The 21,301-nt window shown below is 45.0% G+C and carries 20 protein-coding genes; 10 read left to right on the top strand and 10 right to left on the bottom strand.

Features of this window, described 5'->3' with window-relative positions:
* Positions 1-3: 3 nt before the first annotated feature.
* From J4N37_RS00695 to J4N37_RS00715, 5 genes are all read right to left on the bottom strand, one after another.
* Positions 4-411, bottom strand: a complete 408-nt coding sequence (locus J4N37_RS00695) for an ExbD/TolR family protein (RefSeq protein ID WP_171356827.1) — start codon at positions 409-411, stop codon at positions 4-6.
* Between the two features lie 25 nt (positions 412-436).
* Complete coding sequence (locus J4N37_RS00700) at positions 437-964, bottom strand: MotA/TolQ/ExbB proton channel family protein (protein ID WP_010445056.1); 528 nt, start codon at positions 962-964, stop codon at positions 437-439.
* Positions 965-973: 9 nt separating this feature from the next.
* Positions 974-2,335: a MotA/TolQ/ExbB proton channel family protein gene (locus tag J4N37_RS00705; RefSeq protein WP_010445057.1), complete on the bottom strand. Its 1,362-nt coding sequence runs from the start codon at positions 2,333-2,335 to the stop codon at positions 974-976.
* Between the two features lie 3 nt (positions 2,336-2,338).
* Positions 2,339-3,103: a DUF3450 domain-containing protein gene (locus tag J4N37_RS00710; protein WP_252041454.1), complete on the bottom strand. Its 765-nt coding sequence runs from the start codon at positions 3,101-3,103 to the stop codon at positions 2,339-2,341.
* A gap of 62 nt (positions 3,104-3,165) precedes the next feature.
* Positions 3,166-5,763, bottom strand: coding sequence for a TonB-dependent receptor plug domain-containing protein (locus J4N37_RS00715; RefSeq protein WP_045386243.1), 2,598 nt, complete (start codon positions 5,761-5,763; stop codon positions 3,166-3,168).
* Positions 5,764-6,584: 821 nt separating this feature from the next.
* On the opposite strand from J4N37_RS00715, the gene J4N37_RS00720 reads away from it, so the two are divergent.
* From J4N37_RS00720 to J4N37_RS00755, 8 genes are all read left to right on the top strand, one after another.
* The gene (locus J4N37_RS00720) at positions 6,585-7,610 is read left to right on the top strand and encodes an ABC transporter permease subunit (RefSeq protein ID WP_010445060.1); all 1,026 of its coding nucleotides are present in this window, start codon (positions 6,585-6,587) and stop codon (positions 7,608-7,610) included.
* A 1-nt stretch (position 7,611) separates the two neighbouring features.
* Positions 7,612-8,655 carry an ABC transporter permease gene (locus tag J4N37_RS00725; protein ID WP_252041456.1) on the top strand — a complete coding sequence of 348 codons (1,044 nt, stop codon included), beginning with the start codon at positions 7,612-7,614 and terminating at the stop codon, positions 8,653-8,655.
* Between the two features lie 38 nt (positions 8,656-8,693).
* The gene (locus tag J4N37_RS00730) at positions 8,694-10,523 is read left to right on the top strand and encodes an extracellular solute-binding protein (RefSeq protein ID WP_182026405.1); all 1,830 of its coding nucleotides are present in this window, start codon (positions 8,694-8,696) and stop codon (positions 10,521-10,523) included.
* Between the two features lie 9 nt (positions 10,524-10,532).
* Entirely contained in the window at positions 10,533-11,390 is an 858-nt protein-coding gene (locus J4N37_RS00735; protein WP_252041458.1) for an ABC transporter ATP-binding protein, read from the top strand.
* 36 nt (positions 11,391-11,426) lie between these two features.
* Positions 11,427-12,266 carry an ABC transporter ATP-binding protein gene (locus J4N37_RS00740; RefSeq protein WP_143691704.1) on the top strand — a complete coding sequence of 280 codons (840 nt, stop codon included), beginning with the start codon at positions 11,427-11,429 and terminating at the stop codon, positions 12,264-12,266.
* 163 nt (positions 12,267-12,429) lie between these two features.
* On the top strand, positions 12,430-12,855 hold the full coding sequence (locus J4N37_RS00745; RefSeq protein WP_010445065.1) for a phosphate-starvation-inducible protein PsiE: 426 nt from the start codon (positions 12,430-12,432) through the stop codon (positions 12,853-12,855).
* A 167-nt stretch (positions 12,856-13,022) separates the two neighbouring features.
* Positions 13,023-13,394 (top strand): hypothetical protein, encoded by a 372-nt coding sequence (locus tag J4N37_RS00750; RefSeq protein ID WP_071234847.1) that lies wholly within the window; start codon positions 13,023-13,025, stop codon positions 13,392-13,394.
* Between the two features lie 198 nt (positions 13,395-13,592).
* The gene (locus tag J4N37_RS00755) at positions 13,593-14,546 is read left to right on the top strand and encodes a DMT family transporter (protein WP_252041460.1); all 954 of its coding nucleotides are present in this window, start codon (positions 13,593-13,595) and stop codon (positions 14,544-14,546) included.
* Between the two features lie 65 nt (positions 14,547-14,611).
* Here the strand turns inward: J4N37_RS00755 and J4N37_RS00760 are convergent, their stop codons facing one another.
* Positions 14,612-15,478: a YicC/YloC family endoribonuclease gene (locus J4N37_RS00760; RefSeq protein ID WP_038883423.1), complete on the bottom strand. Its 867-nt coding sequence runs from the start codon at positions 15,476-15,478 to the stop codon at positions 14,612-14,614.
* Between the two features lie 174 nt (positions 15,479-15,652).
* Between J4N37_RS00760 and rph the strand changes: the two genes are divergently transcribed.
* Entirely contained in the window at positions 15,653-16,369 is a 717-nt protein-coding gene (rph, locus tag J4N37_RS00765) for a ribonuclease PH (protein ID WP_045386251.1), read from the top strand.
* A 224-nt stretch (positions 16,370-16,593) separates the two neighbouring features.
* Positions 16,594-17,235, top strand: a complete 642-nt coding sequence (gene pyrE / locus J4N37_RS00770) for an orotate phosphoribosyltransferase (RefSeq protein ID WP_252041461.1) — start codon at positions 16,594-16,596, stop codon at positions 17,233-17,235.
* A gap of 141 nt (positions 17,236-17,376) precedes the next feature.
* On the opposite strand, the gene lpxL is transcribed toward pyrE, so the two are convergent.
* The 4 genes from lpxL to coaBC form a co-directional block, all read right to left on the bottom strand.
* Complete coding sequence (gene lpxL / locus J4N37_RS00775; RefSeq protein WP_252041462.1) at positions 17,377-18,315, bottom strand: LpxL/LpxP family Kdo(2)-lipid IV(A) lauroyl/palmitoleoyl acyltransferase; 939 nt, start codon at positions 18,313-18,315, stop codon at positions 17,377-17,379.
* The gene (locus J4N37_RS00780) at positions 18,308-19,177 is read right to left on the bottom strand and encodes a glycosyltransferase (RefSeq protein WP_252041464.1); all 870 of its coding nucleotides are present in this window, start codon (positions 19,175-19,177) and stop codon (positions 18,308-18,310) included. Before J4N37_RS00780 ends, lpxL begins: the two co-directional genes overlap by 8 nt.
* Positions 19,178-19,179: 2 nt before the next feature.
* Entirely contained in the window at positions 19,180-19,770 is a 591-nt protein-coding gene (slmA, locus tag J4N37_RS00785; RefSeq protein WP_010445075.1) for a nucleoid occlusion factor SlmA, read from the bottom strand.
* A 156-nt stretch (positions 19,771-19,926) separates the two neighbouring features.
* Positions 19,927-21,129 (bottom strand): bifunctional phosphopantothenoylcysteine decarboxylase/phosphopantothenate--cysteine ligase CoaBC, encoded by a 1,203-nt coding sequence (gene coaBC, locus J4N37_RS00790; protein WP_252041465.1) that lies wholly within the window; start codon positions 21,127-21,129, stop codon positions 19,927-19,929.
* Positions 21,130-21,301 lie beyond the last annotated feature (172 nt).

Genomic DNA, 21,301 nt, shown 5'->3' on the forward strand with positions numbered 1-21,301 from the left:
AGCTTAATCCTTATTCGTTGCGGCAATAGAGATGCTTTCTACACCTGCCATCTTAATCTGGTCCATTACCTTCACGACTACGCCCGCATTGGCTTCGGTATCCGCTTGAATAACAACCGCACCATCTGGGCTTTCAGCGCGTAGACGTTCTATGTTGGCACGTACTGCATCGACTTCGATGCGGCGCTTATCAACCCAAACATCTCCAGCAGCACCAATTGCCACCATGATGTTACCTTTCTTCACGGTTTGCGCTGAGCTTGCCGTAGGACGATTTACTTCTAGACCTGCTTCTTTAACAAACGATGTTGTTACGATAAAGAAGATCAACATGATGAATACGATGTCTAGCATCGGTGTCATATCGATAGCTGCTTCGTCGCTGCTATCACTGCTATAGCGTCTCTTCATGACCTATACCTCTAATTCCGTTTACTCAGGCAATGTGCTTTAGCTTGTCTTCAAGCTTCTGCGTGGTGACTCTGGCTAAATGATCAAGACGAGTACTAAAGAAAAGTCCTGATAGAGAAGCCACCATTCCCGCTAATGTTGGGATTGTTGCCTTTGAGATCCCCGAGGCCATTGCTCGAGGGCTTCCTGTACCTGTAACCGCTAAGATATCGAATACTTGAATCATACCGACAACAGTGCCGAGTAGACCAAGTAGGGGACAAAGTGCAATCAGTACCTTAACGATTGGCAGCCCTTTCTTATTCTCAATATCCTGACGAGAAACGATTTCTTGTCGGATCATCTTAGCGTTCCAGCTTTTATGTTCTGAGCGCTCTTCCCAAAAGCTAACGGCTTTTTTCATTGCTTTTGGAGCGACGGCAGCGAAGTAAAACCAACGTTCTAGCAATACTGCCCACAACATGAAGCTGAGGATAAAGATGACGACAAGTACGTCGCCACCCATTCCCAAGAAGCGCCTAATTGATTCAAGTTCTCCAACTAACCACCACATAATGCCTCCTTAGCTTTCGGCTTTATGCAGTTTTTCCTGATAGCGAGCGATGAAGCCTGCACTCTGTTCTTCAAGAGTTTGAACCAAACGACGACCTTTACTGTGTACGATGGTGTACAGGAACAGTAGAGGAATTGCGACAACCAGACCAAGCATCGTAGTAACAAGTGCTTCTGAGATACCGCCAGCCATTAGCTTCGGATCACCTGTACCAAATAGTGTGATGGCTTGGAACGTACCGATCATACCCATAACCGTACCCAGTAGACCTAGAAGTGGTGCTACAGAAGCGAACAGTTTGATTGAGCTGATAAAGCGTTCAATGCTCGGTGCGTTACGTAGGATGATCTCGTCCAGTTTCGCTTCAAGATCTTCAAGGTTGTCACCTTTGTGCTCTTGGTAAGCTTGGATAACTTCACCCAGTGGGTTGCCAGGAATAACCGTGTCTGATTTCGCTTGCTTACGCATTTTGCCACCGATAACCAATAGGCGTAGGTAACAAGCGAGCGCAATCAACGCACCGACAGCACCCATAGCTAGGATGACGTAACCAACGATGCCACCTTGGTCAATACGCTCCTGAACGGTAGGACTTTGTACAAGTAGAGACAGAATCACACCACGAGATGGGTCGATAAATAGTGGTTCGTAAGTGCCGTCTGCAGCTTCAAATCCGCCAACTAGGCGAGTGATGTTTTTGCGAGGCTGACGTGATAGCTCTTCAAACTTACCAGTTTGCGGCACGTAAGTTACGTATTTGCCATCTGCGATTGCGTTGAACTCACCCACTAGCGTGACATCTCGAACCGCTTCTTTACCTTCTCCATATACAACAGTTGCAGGTGCTGTTGTTGTCTCACCTGAAACTACTACTTGTTGTAGGATTGTGTGCCAGAATGCTTCAAGTTCTTGCGTAGAAGGCAGTTCTTTACTCTCTGCTAGTTTTGAAAGTAATGCGTCACGTTCTGGGAATTGAACTGCATTTTGTGAAGCAGCGAATAGCCCTTTAAACTCACCCGCGTATTGACGAACGACACCAAACATTTCGCCTAAAGTGCCTGAACGTACACGTAGTGTTTCAGTCAGCTCGGTAAGTTGCTTGTCGTTTTCGTCGAACGTAGCTTTCAGTTCATCGCCGAGTGCTTGTTGTGCGGCTAACTCATTACGGGCTTGCTGAAGCAGTGCAGCTTGCTTGTCACGGTTGTTTCTGAACTCGGCTTCGCGAGCTTTGTTCTCTTTTGATTCAACGATGCTTTCTGACTTTACGTTTTTCAGAAGCTCAGATAAGTTCTTCGGTGCCTCAGCGTGTGCACCAGAAATCATGAATAAGCTCGCTAGTAAACCAGCGGCTAGAGTTTTGAATCCTTTCATTTCTTATTCCTCTCCAGCAAATACAGGCAGTTTGATCAGCGCTGGTGGCGCTTGCTTCTTAGCGATACGAAGGCCTTGCTGTACAGCAATACGGTAGCTTTCAGGTAGTGATTCCCATTGGCGGGTTTGTTGATTCCACATGCCTGTTTCGCCGCCATCCGGAGATTGGAACAGAAGCGCAGTACGACCAATACGTAGGAAGTCGTAAGTCACGGTTTCACCGTTGCGCTCTAGGCTAGCTTTGTAAGATTCAATGGAGCGAGAGAAGCCTTCTTCGATTTGATACGCTTCCATCACCTTACGGAATTTTTCTGAAGTCGTTACGTCTGCACGATCCATTAGGTCACGCAGTTCATTGACACGCTTGGTGCGCTCTTCTTTTTGGAAAGGAAGGTCGAGAGTCACGAACTCATCTAGTGCGTCGATCATCTTCAGTGTTAGAGGTACAACCTCTGTTGCTGTTTGGTCAATCTGAGCAATCTGGTTATTGAGTGAATCTAATTCGCCTTGTTGCGATTGAACCATTCGATTGATTTGCTCGTTGTAGACTTTCATGCTGTCTACCTGACGTAATAAGCCTTTATATTCCGCAAGCATACCCTCAGTGCTTTCGGAATAAGTGTCGATCTTTTGTTGTGAAACTTCTGAGGATTTGTTTGCTTTTGCTTGTGTTGAAACAACTGCTCCTGAGTTTGCCGCTACAGAGCTACTACTGATAGTAAGCAATGCTGCAGCTATGGCACTAAGGCCAAATTCCTTAAATTTCATGTTGCATCCTTGTCAGTGTTTAAGTCAGTCGAAAAGGGCGCGGAAAACCCGCGCCAAATTTTTTATAAGAAGTCGTATGATGCTTCGATGTATAGTTGGCGACCGATTGGATCGTCATAGCCACTTGCATAGAACGGAGACGTATCACTTAGAGGATCTTTAGGTGGTACTTTGTCGAATAGGTTGATAGCACCCAAAGTCACACGGCCATTCTCGTTGAACTGGTAAGTGGTTGTAAGGTTCCAAGTTGTCATACTTGCAATTTCTGCGTCATATCCAGCAGCTTTTGCTGCGTCACAGTCATCAAAGTAGTAACGGTTAGCATAGCTAGAACACATGCGGTCACGGTACTTACCAAATACATTTACGCTTACATCTTGGTAAGCCCAGCCCAAGTTTAGGGTTGCTGTGTACTCTGGCATAAAGTCAGTTTCGTCGATTACTGGCTCAGCATCGTTCTCTTGGTATTCCGCGATAAGGATCTTGGTTAGAGCAACGCGTGAGCTAAATGAACCATATTCGTTAGTATCGTAAGCGTATGTCACAGCGATATCGATACCTGAACGCTCTTCAAAAGATTGGTTCACCGGGCCGTAAGATACTGATTTAATTGTGCCATCTGGATTACGAACCACTTCAGTGCCAGGGTATTTACCTGGATCATTGATTACGTCTTGGTAGCTTGGCGCTGTTACTACATCTTCCATTTTGATGTGGTACCAGTCTACAGTTAGACCCAAGTCGTCAACTGGCTCCCATGCAAGACCCAAGTTAATGTTGGTACTCGTTTCTTCTTCTAGCTCAGAGTTTGGACCGTTTTCAGTATCAAAATATTGAGTATCACACTCAGGATACTTATCTTTGTCCTGAGGACCGCTACCACCTGCTGCCGCACACAATACAGGGTCGAAACCTGAACCGAAACCACGAGTAACTTCACCGAATAGACGCTTCAGGTCTGGCGCACGGAAACCAAGGCCATAGCTACCACGAAGCAATAATGTATCCGTTGGGCGGTACGCTAGTGCTACTTTTGGAGTGAACGCGCCACCAGTTGCAGAGTCATCGAAGTAGTGGTCATAACGACCTGCTACAGTCATTTCTAGATCTTCGATAATAGGGATCAGAGCTTCGACACCGAGGCCGACTTGGTCGCGCTCACCGCCACCAGCAGAACCACCTAAGCCAGAGAAACCACCAGCTGCTGTTGTCGCATCGATAGTTTCCTTGTAGTCGGTACGGTTCCATTCACCATATACTGCGAAGCCAGACATACCTGCAGGTAGGTCAATCAAATCACCAGAAAGTGAACCGTTCAGAGAGTAAAGTTTTGAGTAAGCTTCTTTAGTTGAAGTGCCACTGTATTTGTTCACAGCCTCTTGTGAAATTGGACCTAGTAGGTCAACCTCACCATTTTGTACGGCTTCATCGAGAGTTTTGTAGATAGCTGGGTTATCAGTCTCTACAGATTGCTCTGAGTAACCAGCGTAAACATCCCAATCATAAGTATCCGCTAGTAGGCCATTTAGACCGACTGTCAGGCCGAAAGAATCTGCTTCTGTGTTACTTTCACGAGGCCCAAACTCAACCATACGACGAGTATATTCACCAGCACCACGGAAGTGTGTATCGTCAACGACAACACTGTATGGGTTTGGCTCGAATTCAGATTCCGTAGATTTGTAGCCAAAGCGAGCTTCGGCCATCGCCGTCACGTCGTCGTTTACGTCCATCTCGCCGCGAACTAGTAAATCAACTTGTTTGTTTTCAGGCTTTAGTGTTCGGTAGGCTGAACGGTTGAAACCACACTTGCCATCCGCACGGTCTATGCCTGCTTCACCTACCACCTCTTTACATGATGACCCTACGTCAGCCGGAGTTAGGTGCGTTCCATCTTTGCCGTAAAAGTTTGAGCCGTAGCTTGAATAACCACTTAGTTGAGAACGGCTTGAGTTATCATCACCAGCCCAGTCTCTGTCGGTTTGTTTTAGCATTTCATTACCAGCGAACTGGCCTACGAAAAGAATTCTTTTATCATCGAAGTCTTTACCTGCAACCACATCTAGACGGCCATTTTGGTAACCACCATCAGTTGCGTCACCAGCACGAACTTTAACTGAAACACCATCAAAGTCTTTTTTCAGGATGAAGTTAACTACACCACCGATTGCGTCAGAACCGTAGATCGCAGAGCCCGAATCAGTCATTACTTCCACACGTTCAATAGCGGCTACAGGAATCTGACCGATGTCTTGGAAGTTAGACGTACCATTTTGGGCTAGTGGGTATTGCGGTAGGCGACGGCCATCAATCAAGATCAATGTACGCGAAGCGCCAAGACCACGTAGGTTTACAGATTGAGCTGCAGGAGTGAAAGAAAATGAGTCAGTTTGCGCCATTACACCGCCGGTGTTCTGGGTCAAACTATTTAAAACGTCCTGAGCGCTGTTGAAACCTTTCGATTCAATGTCTTTGCTGCTTATTACAGTTACTGGAGATGGACCTTCCATGTCCGTGGTGGAGATTCGTGAACCTGTTACCTTCATTTTCTGAAGTTGTTCAACTTGCTGCTCTTCTGCCTGCGCTGTTAGAGGTGCCACTGCTGCGGTTCCCAGTGCAAGGCTGATCGCAACAGATAAAGCGGTTGTGTTTTTATACATCCTTGTTGCTCCGATTATTATTATTTCCTATGTCTGGCCGCATAACGACCAATTGTGACGTTAATATTTCGTTAACGCTAAAGGCATGTATACCTGAGATGAAAAAAGGAAGTCAAACCAGTGGTAAAATGAGATAAGAAAATGTAAAAAAGATGTAAAAAACCAAAAGTGACATAAATCACAGAATAATTTTCTGTCAGTTATTTGCAGGGCGGGATTAAATTTTAATAAAACACCGTATTTTGTGTTTCTTGTAAACAGTAATGACTTATGTTGCGTATGGATTTTAAGTGGGCTTTGAGTACTGAATTTCAGTCAATTTGTAGAATATTCTGCTTAGAGGTGGTTTTTATGGAATGGGTGACATGTTAACTCGGTCGCAGCGATCGGTATCAAATAATGATACCCATTGTACTAAAAGGGCTCACTGTTATTTTAGCGTCAAATTAACCTTTGGTTTAAGTGTTGTAATAGTCACTGTTAGTGCATGTTTATGTAAGGTTTTAACTCTAAAGTGCCTAGATTGATATCCTGTATGAATGACTTTTGTGGTTTTTTATATTTTTTTTCAAAAACATTTTCATTTTTCGACATTGAAGGAAGTTTGTCATGTTTTGGGCTCAAACACTTGAAGCGTGCGGAGTTTCAAGATAAATATGACGCTGAAATTGTTGCAGTAGTGGAAAAAACTAGTTATTGAAACTCAGGGAGTGCGTTTTAATAACTTCAGTTGCTACGTTATCGAATTGCACCATTTTGGGCCGGAAACCTCCTCCCCGAACCCGCCTAACAATGGACAGTAGACATGGAGTAAGTTGTATATGCTGTCGTATTTTTTACGCCGATTAGCATTAGTGATTCCAACATTCTTGGGAATTACTATTCTAATTTTTGCTATCACTCGATTTGTACCCGGTGGCCCAGTTGAGCGAATGCTGTCTCAAATGCAGTCGCAGGGAGACGGTGCCGCGGCTATGACCTCTGCGGGGGGTAATACTGCACTTTCAGAGGATCAAATCGCTGAGCTGAATGCTTTTTACGGTCTAGATAAGCCTGTAACAGAGGCTTATATCGATTGGTTAAGCCGATTATTGGTTTTAGACTTCGGTGAATCAACCCGTTACTACGAGCCTGTTTCAGACATGATCGCTGAGCGCCTGCCAGTCTCACTATTTTATGGTGGAATGACGTTTTTTATTAGTTACTTCATTTCAATTCCGCTCGGTTACTACAAAGCGTTGAAGCATGGCTCTGTGTTTGATTCCGCTTCTTCTATTCTTATCTTCGTTGGCTATGCCTTACCTGGCTATGTAGTTGGTGTTTTGCTGATTACGTTGTTCAGTTATCACCTAGAGTGGTTCCCAATGGGAGGCTTTGTCGGGGACGACTTTGACGACTATGAAACCTTCTTTGAGCGTGCTAAAGACATTATGTGGCATGCGGTGCTGCCTTTGATTTGTTACTTGATTGGCGATTTTGCAACGCTAACCATGACGATGAAGAATAACCTTATGGAAAACCTGTCGTCAGATTACATTCGTACTGCGATTGCCAAGGGCTTACCGTTTAAAAAAGCGGTACGCAAACACGCGCTACGCAATAGCTTGATACCTATCGCTTCTCACTTTGGTAACTCGTTATTGTTCTTTATGACCGGGGCATTCTTGATTGAAGTTATTTTCAATATCGATGGTATCGGATTGCTTGGTTATGAATCGATTATGGAGCGTGACTACCCAGTAGTAATGGGAATTGTCGCTATCAACGCGATGCTGCTCCTTATAGGTAACATCATCTCTGATATTTGTGTTGCTTTAGTCGACCCTCGTGTGAAGTTTGGAGCGTAATATGATTAAAGTTAGCCCATTAACTCAAAAGAAAATCCGTCACTTTAAAGATATAAAACGTGGTTACTGGTCATTTCTTATTTTATCGACCATGTTGGTTCTATCGCTGTTTGCGGAGTTGTTGATCAACAGCAAAGCATTGGTAGTAAAGTACGATGGTAGTTACTACTTCCCTGTCGTGAGCGATGTACGTTTGGGGAGTGACTTTGGACAAGCGTCCTCTAGCGAAGCGGATTACCGAGAACTACAGAAAGTATTTGCCGCGGAAGGCAGTGATAACTTCGTTATTCTACCTATCGTGCCTTGGAACCCATACGAGCAAGACTTCAGTGGTGACTTTCCTCCAACGGCGCCAAGTGCAGAAGACAAACACTATTTGGGTACCGATGTTATCGGCCGTGATATTTTAGCTCGACTAGTATATGGCTTCCGTACCGCAATGGGTTTCGCGCTACTAACGATGGCTGTTTCTTATGCTATCGGTACCGCAGTTGGCTGTGCGATGGGTTTCTGGGGCGGAAAGTTTGACCTATTTGTTCAGCGTTTAATTGAAGTTTGGTCAATGGTGCCATTCCTGTATGTCATTATGATCTTAGTATCGATTGTTCAGCCTACCTTTACCTTATTCGTCGCCATTAACGTCCTATTTGGCTGGATGGGGATGACTTGGTACATGCGAACCATGACTTATAAAGAGTCTGCGCGTGAATACGTAATGGCGGCTCGTGCATTGGGGGCTTCAACTGGTCGTATCCTGTTTAACCACATTCTGCCAAACACGATGGTAATGATTGTGACGCTTGCACCCTTTACTATCGCAGCAAACATCACCGCGCTAACGGCTCTGGACTACCTCGGCCTTGGCTTGATGCCACCAACTCCAAGTTGGGGCGAGCTGTTGCAACAAGGTAAGTCGAATTTAGACTCGCCATGGATTGTTTCATCAGTTGTGGCTTCGATTGTACTGGTATTGGTCATGGTGACCTTTATTGGTGAAGCGATTCGAGCGGCATTCGACCCGAAAAAATTCACACGCTATGTTTAAGCAAGCATTGTGAGCAAAACATAAAAAAGGGAAGTTTTATGAATAAATTATTTTTAGCGTCTACGCTGAGCGCCCTGAGTTTTGGTGCGATGTCAGAGACGCTTCCGACTGACTTAAACTGGCATACAAATTGGGATGCACCATTATATGCGTCTGAACAAGCGCAATTTGGTGGCACTTATCGTACCTTCATGTCTAGTTTCCCCCAGACACTTCGTAGTGTTGGCCCCGATTCTAACTCTGGTCTACGCGGATGGTTTGCCGATGATGCACCAAACTTAGTTCGAAAGCACCCAAACACGCTAGAGTGGATTCCTGACCTAGCTAATGAGTGGGCATTCGATGACGATAACAAGACTATCTATTTCAAGCTAAATCCAAAAGCTCAATGGTCTGATGGCAAGCCGGTTACTGCTGATGATTTTGTCTTCATGCTTAAGTTCTACCGCTCTAAAGACATCGTTGCACCATGGTATAACGAGTACTACACCAATGTGATCGCTGATGTCATCAAATACGATGACCACACTTTGGCTTTCGTTTCTGGCTCAGAGAAAAACCAAGAAGATCTGCTGTATACGCTTGGCTCTTTGACCCCCAGACCTGCGCATTTTTATGCCAATCCATCGAAAGATGAAAATGGCGACGGCATCGATGATAACTTTGTTCGCAAATACAACTTTAAGAGTGAGCCAACGACGTTTGCTTACTACCTAGATAAAGTCAAAAAAGGCAAAAGTGTTACTTTTAAGCACGTTGGAGAGGATTGGTGGGGTTACTCTAATCCATACTATAAGAATCGTTACAATGTAGAAAAAGTGCGCTTTACCGTGATCCGAGATGCAGATATCGCGATGAAGCACTTTGAAAAAGGTAAGCTTGATTCTTTTGGTTTAGTTAGGCCAATCCTTTGGCATGACAAGACCAAAACTGCGCCATACGAGAAAGGTTATATCACTAAATTCTGGGGTTACAATCAATATCCAGAAGGGGCTGGTGGCTTATGGCTGAATACCGCCAACCCAATGCTAAGCGACTTAAATGTGCGAAAAGGTGTCGCATTGGCGAGCGATTTTGATGGCATGATCGAAAAACTCACTCGTGGAGATTATGTTCGTAAACCGAATGCCTTAGGCGTAGGGCGCGGTGATTATGATTTGAAAGATGCGGTGCCGCCAAAGTTTGAGCCTGAAAAAGCAGTGGAGTACTTTAAGGCGGCGGGATTTGACCAAATTGCTGAGGACGGCATCCGTGTCAACGATAAAGGTCAGCGATTAAGCTTTGCCATCACGTATAGTTTTGCGGGTCATACACCACGAATGTCATTCCTTAAAGAACAAGCCAAGTTAGCTGGGCTTGAGTACACATTGAACTTGGTGGATGGTTCATCGGCGTTTAAATACATCTTAGAGAAGAAGCACGAGGTGGCATTCTTAACGATGGGAACAGCAGAAGTTCCGGCATACTGGGAGTATTTCCATTCAGTGAATGCGAACAAACCGCAAACTAACAGCCATGCTAATTACAGTTCTCCAGAATTAGATGCACTTATTATGGACTTCAAACATGAGTTTGATATCGATAAAAAGCGCGCAATTTCTCGTCAAATCCAAACCATTATTAATGACGCTGCCGTGATTGTTCCTGGATATATGGTGCCATATACCCGTGAAGGTCATTGGCGTTGGATGAAATATCCTGAGCAACCAATGACGAAACGAACAGCGATGCTTTTCCCTAATGCATTCTCTCCGGGTCTTGGTGTGTTCTGGATCGACAAAGATATTAAGAAACAAACTGAAAAGGCGATGAAGTCGGGTAAAACTTTTGAGCCGAGTGTGGTTGTTGACGACACTTATAAGCTGTAAGGATGTGTTATGGAAAACGATGTAATCCTAAGTGTTAAAGATCTAGAAGTAGAGTTCACGACCGACGATGGCCCGGTAAAGGTACTTCATGGTGTTAACTTTGATGTTCGTGCGGGTCGTACGCTTGGTTTGGTAGGTGAGTCGGGCAGTGGTAAGAGTGTGACCTCAATGTCCATCATGGGTCTGTTACCTAAGCCTTACGGTAATATCATTAATGGTGAGATTAACTATCGTGGCACTAATCTCGTGACGCTCCCGGCAGAAGAGATGTACGCCATGCGTGGTGACCGTATTTCGATTATTTTCCAAGATCCGATGACGGCACTGAACCCGGTGCATTCTATCGGTCGCCAGCTTTGTGAAGTGCTAGAACTGCATCGCCCAGAATTAGGGAAAAAAGAGCGGGAAGCTTATGCCATTGAAATGCTGGAGAAAGTTAAAATTCCAATGCCAGAAAAGCGCTTGAACGAGTACCCACATAACTTATCAGGTGGTATGCGTCAGCGTGTGATGATTGCGATGGCGTTGGCGTGTAAGCCTGACATTTTGATTTGTGATGAACCTACTACCGCACTGGATGTAACCGTTCAAGCGTCTATCCTTGACTTAATGAATGAGCTTCAAGAAGAGACGGGCATGGCGATGATCTTCATTACCCACGATCTTGGTGTGGTTGCCGAAGTGTGTGATGACGTGGCGGTGATGTACGGTGGTCGTATTGTCGAAAAGGCGGAGATTTTTGAGCTATTTGATAATCCACAACACCCTTACACAGAGCGCTTGATGGGGTTGATGCCTAGTTTGGATAATGAACCAAAACAGATGATCGACATTAAGCCAATTGATGCCAGCATGTTTGCTAGCTAACAGGTGCAAAGTGAGCACGTCATAAAAGAGGATGTTATGGCTAAAGAAGTATTAAGAATTGAAGATCTTAAGCAGCACTTTGTATCTGGTAAAGGACTGTTTAAGAAAGGCTACACCATTAAAGCGGTTGATGGTGTGTCATTATCAGTAGGCGAGGGGGAAACTCTTGGCCTAGTGGGCGAGTCTGGTTGTGGTAAAAGTACCTTGGGCCGCACGATTCTCAAGTTGTATGAGCCAACAGAAGGTAAGATTTTCTTTGAAGGCAAAGACATCACCAAATTGTCTGTGAAGCAAATGCGTTCATTGCGTAAAGACATGCAGATTGTTTTCCAAGACCCAATGGAATCGCTAAACCAACGCCATACTATCGGCATGATTCTCGAAGAGCCGTATGTGATTCACAACATCGGTACGTCTGCAGAGCGCAAACAGTGGGTGAAAGAGCTGCTTGTTAAAGTTGGCTTGCCAGAAACCGCGATAAACCGCTATCCGCATGAGTTCTCCGGTGGTCAGCGCCAACGTATTGGTATTGCTCGTGCGATTGCCCTTAAGCCTAAATTGCTGATTTGTGATGAGTCGGTATCAGCGTTGGACGTATCGGTTCAAGCGCAAATCCTAAACCTGCTATTGCAACTGCAACAAGAGATGAATCTTGCGATTATCTTTATCTCGCATGACCTGTCTGTAGTGAAGCATGTGTCTGATAAGGTTGCGGTGATGTACTTTGGTAAAGTCGTGGAAGCGGGTAACGCGAAAGAAATTTACGCGAATCCTCAGAACGATTATACCAAGAAGCTTTTATCGGCGATTCCGATTACGCACCCGAAATACCGCAAGAAAAAGCGCTTAGCAGAAAAAAAGCAGCAAGTGGCGTAGCGCCATCTGCTGAGTAAAATTATCATCAAAAACGCTCCAGTTAGTTGGGGCGTTTTTATTATGAGCGTATTTTTATAGCCGGAGAGCGTACGTGTCTTCAGCTTCTTTAAAATAGCGTGCTACACTGCAAACTTATTCCTTTGATTTTTTTGGATAGTTGGCTATGCCGTCGCATTTACCTAAATCATTCAGTCGTCCATTTCTGAAACTTTTTCATCTGCTTGAAGCCGTTCTATTGGTTGCCATTACTTTGGCGACCGTGTGGGCGATGGTGGAAGAGTTTATCCATATTTATGTACAAAAGCGTGTTTCACTTGATGACATCTTATTGATGTTTATCTACCTCGAAGTGCTCGCCATGGTCGGGCAGTTTGTGATGAACGGTAAGATACCGGTTCGTTATCCAATTTACATTGCTATGATGGCGATTGCTCGTTACATCACGCTTGGCATGAAAGAACTCGACTCCGTAATGATCGTATGGCTTTCTTTAGCCGCGTTTATTCTGGCTGCAGCAACCTTGGTTATTCGAGTCGGTCATCATTATTGGCCGTATATCGATAATCAAACCGCCGAAAAAGACGAATGATGTTATTAAGCCTCGCTCAGTGCGAGGCTTTGTTTAGGCGTGAAGGAAAATCACACTCAATGGCATTGGGGTAAAAAGTGTAAAGTCATCTCAAGCCATCTTGTTTCTTGTCTAATTGATGAGTATCTTCACTCTAACCTTTTTACCTGTTCTGATGAGATATTGTGATGCTAGCGAAAAGCACATCGACAATTTATTTTCTGCTGAGTGTCTTGATTGCATTTGCGCTTTCAAGCGGTATCGCTCGTGCAGAAATACCATCAACAGTGAGCCACATCACGACGGCTGAGTCTCTGCATATTAGCTACTGTGACTTAACCTTTGGTTCAGCAGAAAAGGACGAACCGAGTTGCTGTGAACCTGGCGGAACATGCTTTGAAAAGCAGTGTTGTTCCCATGGCCACGCATCGGGTTCGGCTGTTGTTGAAACTCAGCCAAGAACTTATGAAGCTCCATTCCGAGATGAAATGGCGGTAAGCAAAGCCGCGCTCTACACCAGTGCAGACATGCACTCTCACTATCGTCCTCCGATAGCTTAATTCCTATCTCGCAGCGTATCGCTGCCAACAATGTTACTGCACGAATTACCGTGTGAATTTGTTATGCGTGTGAATAGCTCTCTATTTGCACCATCCTGTGATGGGAATGAAAAATGAAAATCAATCTAATTGCTCGTACCGAGCACCTTGCTGTGCACCTACCAAACCTTGTTATCAACCGAAAAGCGGGAGGTCGCCATGATGCATAAGCATTTACCAATCATCTTGTTTGTATCTGTGTGTTTAATTTGGGGCACCACGTGGTTTGCGATGGAAGTAGCGGTGCAAACTATACCGCCAATTTTTGCTACCGGACTGCGATTTTTGATCGCAGCGCCGTTATTAATCATGTTGGCGAAACACCTCAATCAACCCCTGTTCTTTCCTAAGGGAAAAGTATTTTGGATGTTCGTGGTCGCGATTTTCTATTTCGCGATTCCATTTACCTTGATGATTTTTGGCGAACAGTACATTTCATCAGGTCTTGCTTCGATTATCTTCGCCAATATGCCAATCGCAGTCATGGTGACATCGAGCTTGTTCCTTGGGCTTAGGTTGCGGAAATTGCAGATTACTGGTCTTTTGGTGGCGGTTCTAAGCTTAATTCTGATTCTGGCTAAAGAGATGAGTTTAGGTGGCGAGGATTATCTACTGGGCTTTCTCGCTTTAGGTGGAGCGGTCGCAATTCATTCGGTGATGTATGTGTTTGTCGAAAAGTTCTGCAAGGGAATTCCAGTACTGACTTACAACGCCTTTCCGAGCTTTGTCGCTTCCGTATTGTTGTTTATCACCTCATTGCTTGTTGAGCAGCCAGATATTTCTCAGTTCTCAATAGATTCAGTTACGGCAGTTATTTACCTTGGTATGTTTGCCAGCGTAGGGGGCATTGTGGCGTACTTTAAACTTGGACAGGTGTCGACGCCGTTTACTGCCTCGATTTGTTTTCTGTTTTTCCCGTTGATTGCGCTTAGCCTTTCAACATGGATTGCGGGTAACAGTTTGTCGTTGGTTTCTGTTGCCCTGCTGCTGCCATTACTTGGCGGTATTTTTGTAACGAAAGCCGAGCCTGCTTTCTGGCAGCGCTTTCGCCTAAAACCTGCTGAGAAAAAGCCTGTGCTATGTGAGCATTGTATGAAGAATCTCAATGCTTAACTTCTAGAAATGCAATAGAAAAAGCCCTGCAATGCAGGGCTTTAGAAGATAAATCGAAAGGTTTATTATTCGATGTTCTGGATCTGTTCACGCATTTGCTCAATCAGAACTTTCAGTTCAACACCTGATGCGGTGATGTCTGTGCTGATTGATTTTGACGCGAGCGTGTTCGATTCACGGTTGAACTCTTGCATCATGAAATCTAGACGACGACCGACTGCGCCACCTTTCTTCAGGATGTTTGTGGTCTCTTTCACGTGAGAATCAAGACGATCTAGCTCTTCTGCTACGTCTGATTTCTGTGCCAGAAGGATAAGCTCTTGCTCTACGCGAGATGGGTCTAGCTCAACTTTCGCATCTTCAAATTTCGAGAACAGGCGCTCACGTTGCCACTCTAGGATTTCTGGCATGCGTGCGCGCACTTTCACAACTTCTGATGTGATCGCTTCTAGGCGTTGCTCGATAAGCGCTTTCATGTTGTCGCCTTCACGGCCACGCGCTTCAATGAACTCACTAATTGCTTCATCAAAGGCTGCAAGCAGTTCTTTGTTTACCTCATCCATGTTCTGCTCTGGCGTCTCCATCACGCCTGGCCATTGCATTACTTGGAATGGGTTGATGCGGCTTAGTTCGCCCGTCATGTGCATGACTTGTTCTGCCGCTTTGATCACTTGGTTTGCCAGTGCTTCGTTGATGCTAAGTTCAGCTTTTGCTGCTGGGTTTGCTTCAAAGCGTAGGCTACATTCTACTTTACCGCGTGCTAGGCGCTTACGAAAACGCTCACGTAGTACAGGCTCAAGAGCGCGGAATTGTTCTGGCATGCGGAAGTAAGTTTCTAGGTAGCGTTGGTTCACACTGCGGATTTCCCACACTGCGCTGCCCCAATCGCCTTTTACTTCTTTGCGCGCATACGCTGTCATACTGTAAATCATCGAATTTTCCTGTCTTCTAATTTGCTGAAAATTACCCCGCAATAGTAGCACAGCCTGAGAGTTGTGGCTGTGCTATTCTGTGTAGAGATTGTCCAGATAGCTTTATTTAATCGATTCCGCTATAATCTGCGCCCAACCAAATCGTCTTCTCCTCATTACTTAAGGTAGATGCCCATGCGTCCAAACGATCGCAAGGCGGAACAAGTTCGCCCAATCAAAATTACTCGTAACTACACAGCTTACGCTGAAGGCTCTGTGTTAGTTGAATTTGGTAACACCAAAGTGTTGTGTAATGCGACCGTTGAAGAATCTGTGCCTCGTTGGCTAAAAGGTCAAGGTAAAGGCTGGGTAACTGCTGAATATGGCATGCTACCTCGTGCGACTCACTCGCGTACTCGTCGTGAAGCTGCGAACGGTAAGCAAGGTGGCCGTACAATGGAAATTCAACGCCTGATCGCACGCAGCCTACGCGCAGTGGTTGATCTACAAGCGATGGGTGAGTTCATGATCACGGTTGATTGTGATGTTATCCAAGCCGACGGTGGTACTCGTACAGCATCTATCAGCGGCGCAAGCGTTGCTCTAGCGGATGCGTTCCAACACCTAGTGGATAGCGGCAAGCTAAAAGCAAACCCAATGAAAGGCCACGTAGCGGCAGTTTCCGTTGGTTTACTTGGTGATGATGTTCTGTGTGACCTTGAGTACGTCGAAGATTCAGCGGCAGACACAGACATGAACGTCGTAATGACGGAAGAAGGCAAGATGATTGAAATTCAGGGCACCGCAGAAGGTGAACCGTTCAGTCATGAGCAGCTGATGGCTCTATTAGAGTCGGCGAAAGTCGGCATTACGGAAATTGTCGCAGCGCAGAAGGCGGCGTTAGCCAATTGATTTTAATGGCTCCCATTATGGGGGCTATTTTTTTATCTCCGTCGTATATGAATCTACAGCGTTGTTCGCTGCGCTTTTCTACCCTAATTACATAGAAGACTATGCTCATAGGGATAGAAAAACTTGCTGCCTAGCTGTAAATCCATCTACTTAGGAGATAACGCATTAGTGTTTATTAACTGCTTGGGAATATGGATACCAAGCCTGTATTTAGAGAGAAAATAATGAAAGCATACCAGCGTGAATTTATTGAGTTTGCACTTGAGAAAGAAGTTCTTAAGTTTGGTGAGTTTACTTTGAAATCTGGCCGTAAAAGCCCGTACTTCTTTAACGCTGGTCTTTTCAATACTGGTCGTGATCTAGCGCGTCTTGGTCGTTTTTACGCAGCAGCGTTGGCGGATTCAGGCATTGAGTTTGATGTACTGTTTGGCCCTGCGTACAAAGGTATCCCAATCGCGACGACAACAGCAGTAGCGCTTGCAGATCACCACGACATCGACACGCCATACTGCTTCAACCGTAAAGAAGCGAAAGACCACGGCGAAGGCGGCAACCTTGTAGGTTCAGCACTTGAAGGTCGTATCATGTTAGTAGACGACGTAATCACAGCAGGTACTGCGATTCGTGAAGCGATGGAAATCATTCAAGCAAATGGCGCAGACCTTGCTGGTGTGTTGGTTGCGATTGACCGCCAAGAAAAAGGTAAAGGTGAGTTGTCTGCGATTCAAGAAGTGGAGCGTGACTTTGGTTGTGCAATCATCTCAATCGTTAGCCTGACTGACCTTGTGACTTTCCTTGAAGAGAAAGGTACAGACAAAGAGCATCTAGAAGCAGTCAAAGCGTACCGCGCAGAATACGGCATTTAGACCGCAGTATTAAAAGTAGAGCCTTCTATCCCAGCTCTAAATCACCGACTTCAGTAGTTGGTCGCTTACTTTGAACACTCTTTAGAATAGAAAACGAATAAGGCTGAAGCGTATACTTCAGCCTTCTATCTTGTTTGAGAGTTAATCGTAGCGTGTCCCTTGCCTCACTCTTGGATCTGGCATAGTTTTATAACGCTTGTGTAGCCACATCCATTGTTCAGGTGCTCGCAGAATCACTTCTTCTACAAAGGTGTTCATGTAGGCAGCTGCCGCTACCTCGTCCTTTTTCGGGTAATCGGCTTCAATGCACTTATCAGCAATGATTTCATATTTGCCATCTTCATTACGGAAACCAGAACCCGGAATAATTGAACATTTAGACGTGTAAGCCAGAATGCTGGTACCAGTTGTAGTACATGCATCTTCGACTGCGAAGAAAGGCACAAACACGGACTTGTTACGACCGTAATCATGGTCTGGTAAATAAAACAAACGTTCACCGCTACGCAGTACACGAATCATCTGTTTGACGTCTTTGCGATCAATCAACTTATTGCCGTTATGTGTACGCCCCCAATACTGAATAAAGTTGTATGCAGGGTTGTTGTGCGGGCGAAATGCACCGTAACCTGCCACACCAAGAACAGCAAAAGCACGAGCCGTGATCTCAAGGTTAAGGGCATGAACACAGCACAGTAAGACGCCTTTACCCTCTGTAGCTTTTGTGCGTAAAGCACAGATATCTTTTTCTACAATTAGATTTTTGAAACGCCAAGTTGGCCAGAACCAAGTGATACCAGTTTCAATCAAAGCTAAGCCAGTATTTTTGAGGTTTTCATCAACGACTTTAGTGATTTCAGCTTCGGGTTTGTCTGGGAATGCAAGCTCTAAGTTTCGTTTTGCAATCGCAGCTCGCTTTGGCGACAGTTTTGGTGTCAAAGCTCCGAGAGAGTGCCCCAGTGATTTTAATAGACGATAGGGTAGGATGTTGACTATTACTGCCAGAAATCCAAAACCGATCCATACGCCCCAATGTTTGGGGTGGAGTAAAGACAAAGAGAAGCTGCCTTCATTATTCATTATTGTCTCCCGATATAAGTGTCGAGATCCCCAATTCAGCCCAAGCTGCTTTATTTTTTACTGTCTCTTGAAACAGCTCTTTGTTGACAGATGGGCGCTCTAACCAAGGGTGGTACATGTGAATTTGACATCCTAAATTGCACAAAGGTTTGTTGGTAATACCAACTAAATTTAGGCGATAATCAATATCACTATCTTCACCAATTGCAGGGGCTTCATAGCGCATATCAAAAGCATTGACTTTCAGGATGTCGTCTTTGTGGATAGAGAAATTACACCCTAAGATTCCTTTTACTTTTGAGCGTTGTAGGTAGTGTTGTATGAATGGGTTTGCTATACGCAACCCTTTTTCTACATGTCGACCTTTTTCTTTATGTTTGCCGTTAGTGGTAAAGTAGTGAAATAGCAAACGGTATTTGTTGTCTTCAAAGAATGTTCCTGGATAGGCCGAATTCAATACATCATCAGTAAACTTTTCAGGAAGCTCTGCGCGTCGACCACACAGACTACGCCCTTTTTCAGCGTTGCAGACATGATCTTCTATGAAGTGTTTTTGAGGTATACAGTCGCCGTCTATGAAAATTAAATAGTTGCTATTAGAGGCCAGTATTGAGTGATTTAAAACTCTATTCTTTCTAAAGCCTTTATCTTCATGCCATACATGTTTGACCTTATAAGGTAATTCTTCAGCACGTTTAGCGATAAAATCAACGGCGTCTTGTTTAGAGCCATCATCAGCAATGATAACTTCAAAGTTTGGTTCAGTTTGATCTGATAATGCATTAAAAATCAGGTCTAACGCTTGTGTGTTATTGTAAAAAGCAATGATCAAGCTTGCTTTTGGTTGGTTAGTCGTATTCATGTTTATTTTATTTGTGCACTAAGGAGCGCCCAATATTCGTCAAAGTTCGCTGTTGGCAGGTATTTAAAGTCTGAACGAACAAAACGGTTTAGGCTACCTTCTACTTGTCCTAGAATTTGAGCGGCTAAAATACGTTCTTCAACAGGGAAAGACTTTCCTTCTCGAATCTTACGTTCACGCAGGATTTGACGAAGTTGTGTTTCAATACGTTCAAACAGTTGGTTGATACGTTCACGAAGGCGCTCATTTTCAAACATTAAAGCATGACCAGAAAGAATGCGTGTCAGGCCAGGGTTACGTTCTGAGAATGCCAAAATAAGGTGCATCACCATGCGAATGCGTTCTAATGTGTCTTTCTCATCATCCAAAATGCGGTTGATTCGCGTCATCAAAGCTTCTTCAATGAACTCAATCAAACCCTCAAACATTCGAGCTTTACTAGGGAAGTGGCGGTAAAGCGCGGCTTCTGATACCCCGACTTGTTTCGCCAATTTTGCCGTAGTAATGCGTGAAGCGCCTTCTGTAGATTCAAGCATCTGTGCGAGAGCTTGCAAGATTTCTTCACGACGGTTGGATTTTTTACTGCCGGCCATTAGTTACTTCCTTTCAAAATACAAAATTGAGCGGAGGGGATTATAAGACGCTATTTAGCATCAAACTAGACTAGTGAGGGTGTAATGGGAGCTTTAACACCCTCAGTTGTCATGTTTATACCAAATTTGTGCCAGTTTTCGATGAAAACGAATGGGTTATTGCATTAAGTCATGCATCTTTTCTAAGATTTTGAAGCTTAGGGCTTCTTTGGATTCCAATGCTAATGCCTGTTCACCTTGTGGCCAGAATAAAGTAATGGCGTTGTCGTTGCTGTTAAACCCTTGACCTTTAACTGAAACATCGTTAGCGCAAATCATATCAAGGTTCTTCTTCACCAGCTTGCCACGTGCGTACGTCTCAACGTCATTCGTTTCTGCAGCGAAACCCACCGTAAATGGGCGCTGTTCGGTCATCGTTGCAACAGCCGCAACAATATCAGGATTTTTGACCATTTTGATGGTCATCTGATCATTGTCTTCAGTCTTTTTCAACTTTTGAGACGCGACATCTTCAGGGCGATAATCGGCTACGGCAGCACAACTAATGAAGGCATCATGCTTTGCTGCGTGAGCCATTACTGTATCGTGCATCTCTTGTGCGCTAGCCACATTAATTCGCTCAACTCCGACTGGCGTGCTCAAGCTTACTGGACCGCTGACAAGTGTCACGTTAGCGCCCAATTGTGCCGCAGCACTCGCCAACGCAAACCCCATTTTTCCTGAGCTATGGTTAGAGATGTAACGCACTGGGTCAATGGCTTCTCGGGTTGGACCTGCAGTGATCAGCACCGACTTATCAGCTAACAGTTTTGGTTGGAAAAACTGTTCACACAGATGGACAAGTTGCATTGGTTCTAGCATTCGACCTGGGCCTACATCGCCACATGCTTGCTCACCGGCCGCAGGGCCCCAAATGTGCATACCGCGGCGTGCTAGGGTCGCGATGTTTTCTTGGGTCGCGATGTTGCGGTACATCTGCTGATTCATTGCTGGAGATACCGCGATTGGTGAATCTGTCGCAAGTACGAGCGTAGTCAGTAAATCGTTACCCATGCCAGCCGACATACGTGCAATCAAGTCGGCAGTCGCAGGAGCAAGAAGAACCAAATCTGCCCATTTTGCCAGTTCAATGTGACCCATCGATGCTTCTGCTGCTGGGTCTAACAAGCTATCCGATACTGGACGCCCAGAGACTGCCTGCATGGTCAAGGGAGTAATGAACTCCTTCGCCGCTTTGGTCATCACTACTTGAACTTGCGCGCCTCTTTCTATTAGGCGACGGGTTAGCTCCGCACATTTATACGCGGCAATACCGCCACTGATGCCGAGTAGAATTTTCTTTCCTGCTAGTGTTTGCATGTGAGATCTCCAATTTTTCTGGCGACGAGTTTAGCACAAGTGAATCTTTCATCGCCCAGGCAAATCTGTCCAGAAGCTAATCCACATCAAACAACAGAATAATAGTGACCGAACGTTATATAAAAGTTTTGTTTACTTCACAGACAATTCTCGTGTGCTCGGCAAGATAGAG

This window comes from Vibrio sp. SCSIO 43153 (assembly GCF_023716625.1).
GTDB classification, from domain to species: domain Bacteria; phylum Pseudomonadota; class Gammaproteobacteria; order Enterobacterales; family Vibrionaceae; genus Vibrio; species Vibrio rotiferianus.

Coding starts and splice junctions, on each gene's coding strand:
- pyrE (WP_252041461.1), top strand. CDS start 16,594: ATGAAAGCATACCAGCGTGAATTTATTGAGTTTGCACTTGAGAAAGAA.
- J4N37_RS00760 (WP_038883423.1), bottom strand. CDS start 15,478: ATGATTTACAGTATGACAGCGTATGCGCGCAAAGAAGTAAAAGGCGAT.
- lpxL (WP_252041462.1), bottom strand. CDS start 18,315: ATGAATAATGAAGGCAGCTTCTCTTTGTCTTTACTCCACCCCAAACAT.
- J4N37_RS00710 (WP_252041454.1), bottom strand. CDS start 3,103: ATGAAATTTAAGGAATTTGGCCTTAGTGCCATAGCTGCAGCATTGCTT.
- slmA (WP_010445075.1), bottom strand. CDS start 19,770: ATGGCCGGCAGTAAAAAATCCAACCGTCGTGAAGAAATCTTGCAAGCT.
- J4N37_RS00780 (WP_252041464.1), bottom strand. CDS start 19,177: ATGAATACGACTAACCAACCAAAAGCAAGCTTGATCATTGCTTTTTAC.
- J4N37_RS00725 (WP_252041456.1), top strand. CDS start 7,612: ATGATTAAAGTTAGCCCATTAACTCAAAAGAAAATCCGTCACTTTAAA.
- J4N37_RS00735 (WP_252041458.1), top strand. CDS start 10,533: ATGGAAAACGATGTAATCCTAAGTGTTAAAGATCTAGAAGTAGAGTTC.
- J4N37_RS00750 (WP_071234847.1), top strand. CDS start 13,023: ATGCTAGCGAAAAGCACATCGACAATTTATTTTCTGCTGAGTGTCTTG.
- J4N37_RS00705 (WP_010445057.1), bottom strand. CDS start 2,335: ATGAAAGGATTCAAAACTCTAGCCGCTGGTTTACTAGCGAGCTTATTC.
- J4N37_RS00745 (WP_010445065.1), top strand. CDS start 12,430: ATGCCGTCGCATTTACCTAAATCATTCAGTCGTCCATTTCTGAAACTT.
- J4N37_RS00755 (WP_252041460.1), top strand. CDS start 13,593: ATGATGCATAAGCATTTACCAATCATCTTGTTTGTATCTGTGTGTTTA.
- J4N37_RS00720 (WP_010445060.1), top strand. CDS start 6,585: ATGCTGTCGTATTTTTTACGCCGATTAGCATTAGTGATTCCAACATTC.
- J4N37_RS00695 (WP_171356827.1), bottom strand. CDS start 411: ATGAAGAGACGCTATAGCAGTGATAGCAGCGACGAAGCAGCTATCGAT.
- J4N37_RS00730 (WP_182026405.1), top strand. CDS start 8,694: ATGAATAAATTATTTTTAGCGTCTACGCTGAGCGCCCTGAGTTTTGGT.
- coaBC (WP_252041465.1), bottom strand. CDS start 21,129: ATGCAAACACTAGCAGGAAAGAAAATTCTACTCGGCATCAGTGGCGGT.
- J4N37_RS00740 (WP_143691704.1), top strand. CDS start 11,427: ATGGCTAAAGAAGTATTAAGAATTGAAGATCTTAAGCAGCACTTTGTA.
- J4N37_RS00715 (WP_045386243.1), bottom strand. CDS start 5,763: ATGTATAAAAACACAACCGCTTTATCTGTTGCGATCAGCCTTGCACTG.
- rph (WP_045386251.1), top strand. CDS start 15,653: ATGCGTCCAAACGATCGCAAGGCGGAACAAGTTCGCCCAATCAAAATT.
- J4N37_RS00700 (WP_010445056.1), bottom strand. CDS start 964: ATGTGGTGGTTAGTTGGAGAACTTGAATCAATTAGGCGCTTCTTGGGA.